We start from the raw sequence: 4,325 nt of genomic DNA, 5'->3' as shown, positions 1-4,325 counted from the left end.
TCGTGTCGCTGGTTCGATTCCGGCTCTGGGCATTTACCTTGTAAAGGTAACGAACGGCTGGTTAGAAAAAGCCTGAGCGATTTACTCTGCAACATTGTGCAAAGTAAATGCAAAACTGCATATGGGGTATTAGCTCAGTTGGTAGAGCACTTGACTTTTAATCAAGTTGTCCGGGGTTCGAATCCCCGATGCCTCACTACTTTTTAAGAACACTATCATTTCGATAGTGTTTTTTTATTGCCTAAGTTCTTTTTATATTGATGCCCGCATATATTATAGTACATGCGTAGTAGTGGGACGTGCGCAATCCCGGCTTCTTGGCATGGAAGAATTAAGGAGGGCATTATGAAGAAAATAAGAGAGAGTTTTCATATGATCGCTGCTGCTGTATTTTGTCTTGTGATGAGTGTCAAAGCAACTGTTTTAAAAGAAATGGGACAGGCTGTGGGGCTTAGTGAGGGAGCTTTTGAATATGTTCCTGGAGCTCGGAATGCGGCGGGAAATACAACAGATTCTTCTATGTACAGAACTGCGTCAGAACATGATAATTATATAAGGAAGGTTTTCTTCTGGATGAGAGGTCCGGGTGACAGGAGTGTGGATGCATTAGAGGGGATTCCGCCGATTATGCAGAATGTGATCCTTCAGGAATAAATGCAGATAAAAATACCGTTTCTCTGCTTCTTCGGATAAAGCAGAGAAACGGTATAAAGTCTGAGATCAGGAGTTCTGGAATGTAACATTGATCGTGCAGATCTCACTGTTGGTGCCAACTCGCATGGCTGGTCCCCAGACACCGGATCCGGAAGTGACGATGTTGTGCATGGATCCTTTTTGGAGATATCCACAGGGATTTCCCCACAGGAATTTGATCGTTATGTTTCCCGGGAATGTCTGTCCATCGTGCGTGTGGCCACAGAGATCAAGATCAACACCTGCATCTGCAATTTCCTGGAGTTCTTTTGGCTGATGGTCAATAAATATAATTGGTTTATCCTTGTCCAGCTTCTCGGTAAGCTGGGCAGGGGTTTTTCTTTTTTCTTCTATTTTTTCTATCAGGGAAGCGTCTTTACGGCCGACTACGTAGAAACTGTTGTCGATCAGGACGGCTTCATCTTCCAGAAGCTGAATATTGCTGTCTTTTAGAAATTCCCTCATGCGTGGATCTTTGAGGCTCTCAGCCCCTTCTTTGCCAGGATTAAAAGTAAAACCAGCAAGGATTGGCTCATTCAGATCATGATTTCCCCAACAGGCATAAACACCGTAACGGGAGTTGATCTTGCGTAGGATTTTTTTGACCTTTTTGGGCTCGTGGATCGCTTCGTATTCATTATCAAAAATATCTCCGGCAATGCAGACAAGATCAGGATTTTGTTTGTTTATTTTTTTTACGATCTCTTTTGCATGGATAGTACCGGCATTGTAGCCGAAATGTGTATCGGCGATGAACACGATTTTCAGGGAATCGAGTTCGCCGGCGGATTTATCAACGGTAACTTCATAAGGCGTTACATTAATGTGTTTGGCATGATAGATGCCGCGGATACTGATCAGCAGAACACTAAAGATGCAGATCGCTCCGGCAATCGCAAACGCAACACGTGAATGGATCCAGGATGCATGGAAAACGTATTTGAGGATCAGTCTTATGATGTCCGCACTCAGCACGATCATCAGAATATACATAAAGATCCCAAGAAAATAGTTGCTGGTGACTTTGAGGATCCTGTGCAGGGAAGCTGGTTTTTTTATCAAAAATCCTGTCAGTGGGGTGGTGGAGATCAGAACGTAGACGATCGCCAGAATAACCCGAAAAACAGTTGACTGAAATAGATGATGACAGTTTCCGATCCACAGGTAACTCCACCGGAGTACATAAAGGTTAAGTAATATATAGACTGGTGCCAGATAAATTGCAAGCATAAAAAAAGCACCTCCTTTTTGTTATAAGCAAGCAGTCCTATTGATATGCCCTATAGTATAGTATGAATAAGATGCGCTGTCAAAAACTGAACGGAAATATTTATAAAAGATGAAAAAAGGACATATATTAGGATAAAACACTGGCTGGATGAGCATTATGAAAAGAAAAAGTGTTTTTAATCTGTCGAAGATCCTGGTGTTTGCGCTGCTTCCGTACTTGTCGGTGAGTGTGATCAATGGAAGTGAGAGGATATTACTGAATTACAGACCAGATTCGGAGGTATATCTGACGGCAGTTCTTTCGTGTCAGATTTCACCGGATTATGAGTTACAGACGGTGGAAGCACAGGCGGTCATTGCGAGAAGTAATCTTTTCAGGAAATTTGCGGAGGAGGAAAATCGGTTGGATGTGTTGAGAGAAATGGGGAAAAGTATAAAGAATCAGTGGAAATGGTGGATATCTGATGAGATTTATGAAGATGCTGTGGAAAATACAGAAGGGAAAGTTCTGCTTGTGGATGGAAAACTGGATCTTGTTCCATATCACGAGATCAGTGGTGGCACAACCAGAGACGGGGAGACTGTGTTTGGAAGTTCAGAGTATCAATATCTGAAATCTGTGGACAGCAGTGCAGACAAAAATTCACCGGACTATTTCAGCAGTACATATATTTCGGAGCGGCAGCTGCCAAAAGAATTAGAAATAAAAGAACGGGATTCTGCAGGCTATGTGCTGAGTCTTCAGGCTGATGACAAAATCCTGGAGGGAGAAATGTTTGCATTGGGAATGGGACTTCCATCGTCGAATTTTTCCATACAGAAAACAGGGAGTAAAGTTCGTTTCCTGTGCAGAGGAAAAGGTCATGGACTTGGCTTTTCTCAGTATGGCGGAAATGAACTTGCAAAAGATGGAAGTTTGTGGGAAGAGATTCTGGAAGAATATTTTCCGGAAATGGAAATAAGTACATATGACAGAAACGATTTACTGTGAAGAAAGCGAACAGCAATAACATGATTTATTCTGTGCAAAGTTGAATAATACGTCATATTTCGGGAATGCTATAAATACAAAAATGATTATTGGCAGAGGTGAATGGAATATGACAAAAAACAGAATCGTAAAGTACGCCGCAAACACTGCTCTCCTTGCTGTCCTGGCAGCGGCGGGAATTGGAGTTTATCAGATCGGTACTTATACTCCAGACAAGGAAATTCAGGGAGAACTGCAGACAGATCAGAGCGAAGACACAGAAGAGACACCGATGGTGGATGCAGACACCAGTCTGGTTGACGCGGAGATCAGCGATACGACAGGGCAGAACGATACAGCAGAAGAAAAAATCGCCCGGACGCTCACTGACAGTACAGACAGTTCAGAAAAAACTTCAGACAGTGTTTCTACAAATGAAGTAACCACAGAAACCGCGAATGCAGCAAATGCGGTGGAGGATTCCATGACGGATCAGGAAAAAGTCACAGATGTTTCCGCAAGTGCACTGAGTGCTCCGAAACTTAGTTTTTCCGAAGATACGCTGATGGAATGGCCGGTACACGGAACGATCCTTCTGGATTATAATATGGATCAGACGGTTTATTTTCCGACCCTGGATCAGTATAAACTGAGCCCTGCGATCGCAGTTCAGGCAGTGGAAGGTGCACCGGTGACCGCAGCAGCAGATGGAACGGTTTATTCGATCGAAGAAGACGCACAGACGGGAACAACCCTGACGATGGAGCTTGGAAGCGGATATCAGGCAGTTTACGGACAGCTCAAAGACCTCTGTGTGGAGGAGGGCGACACAGTAACAGAAGGAACTGTGATCGGCTATGTCAGTGCGCCGACGAAATATTACAGCAAAGAAGGAAATAATCTTTATTTTGCAATGAAAAAAGACGGCAAGCCGATCGATCCGATCGCCTATCTTCCGTAAACGGGATAATTACAATTATTCACAAAATATAAAACACAACGTATAATAAAGCAGGTGGGAACCAGCGGTAAAAAATTCGCAGTCGATATTCTCCTACCTGCTTTTTGAATGTATATAGAAGTGAAATACAATTTAAATCGGCTGCTTTTTATAGAGACAAAAGAGGATAAAATACTTTATGAATTACACATATATCGTTCAATGTGCAGACGGGACACTGTATACAGGATGGACGAACTGCCTGCAGAAGCGGCTCAAAGCCCATAATGAGGGAAAAGCCGGAGCGAAGTATACCAGAAGCAAAAGACCGGTAAAACTGGTCTATTATGAAGGTTTTGAAACAAAAGAAGAAGCAATGCGCAGAGAATATGCGATCAAACAGCTTACAAGAAAACAAAAATTAGACCTGATGGAATTCTGAAAGTACTGTAACAGGCAGAAAAATACCCTGCCATCAGAATGGCAGGGGGG

At 43.0% G+C, this 4,325-nt stretch carries 5 protein-coding genes and 1 tRNA gene; 5 read left to right on the top strand and 1 reads right to left on the bottom strand.

Features of this window, described 5'->3' with window-relative positions; translation table 11 throughout:
- The first annotated feature begins 123 nt into the window (after positions 1–123).
- Together QZL69_RS01425 and QZL69_RS01420 are read left to right on the top strand one after the other, a co-directional pair.
- Positions 124–196, top strand: a tRNA-Lys gene (locus QZL69_RS01425).
- Positions 197–345: 149 nt separating this feature from the next.
- Complete coding sequence (locus tag QZL69_RS01420) at positions 346–654, top strand: hypothetical protein (protein WP_022213444.1); 309 nt, start codon at positions 346–348, stop codon at positions 652–654.
- A 66-nt stretch (positions 655–720) separates the two neighbouring features.
- Here QZL69_RS01420 and QZL69_RS01415 read toward each other — a convergent pair whose 3' ends face one another.
- Positions 721–1,923 (bottom strand): metallophosphoesterase, encoded by a 1,203-nt coding sequence (locus QZL69_RS01415; protein WP_022213443.1) that lies wholly within the window; start codon positions 1,921–1,923, stop codon positions 721–723.
- Between the two features lie 157 nt (positions 1,924–2,080).
- Between QZL69_RS01415 and QZL69_RS01410 the strand changes: the two genes are divergently transcribed.
- The 3 genes from QZL69_RS01410 to QZL69_RS01400 all read left to right on the top strand — a co-directional run bounded on the left by QZL69_RS01410 (position 2,081) and on the right by QZL69_RS01400 (position 4,275).
- The gene (locus QZL69_RS01410; RefSeq protein ID WP_022213442.1) at positions 2,081–2,914 is read left to right on the top strand and encodes a SpoIID/LytB domain-containing protein; all 834 of its coding nucleotides are present in this window, start codon (positions 2,081–2,083) and stop codon (positions 2,912–2,914) included.
- Between the two features lie 109 nt (positions 2,915–3,023).
- Complete coding sequence (locus QZL69_RS01405) at positions 3,024–3,854, top strand: M23 family metallopeptidase (protein ID WP_022213441.1); 831 nt, start codon at positions 3,024–3,026, stop codon at positions 3,852–3,854.
- A gap of 178 nt (positions 3,855–4,032) precedes the next feature.
- Positions 4,033–4,275 (top strand): GIY-YIG nuclease family protein, encoded by a 243-nt coding sequence (locus QZL69_RS01400; RefSeq protein WP_022213440.1) that lies wholly within the window; start codon positions 4,033–4,035, stop codon positions 4,273–4,275.
- Positions 4,276–4,325: the final 50 nt, after the last annotated feature.

The organism is Blautia sp. CAG:237, assembly GCF_000436615.1.
In the GTDB taxonomy this organism is placed as follows: domain Bacteria; phylum Bacillota; class Clostridia; order Lachnospirales; family Lachnospiraceae; genus Blautia_A; species Blautia_A intestinihominis.
Note: the sequence above shows the minus strand (reverse complement) of the source record. Positions and strands in the feature narration are given on the sequence as shown.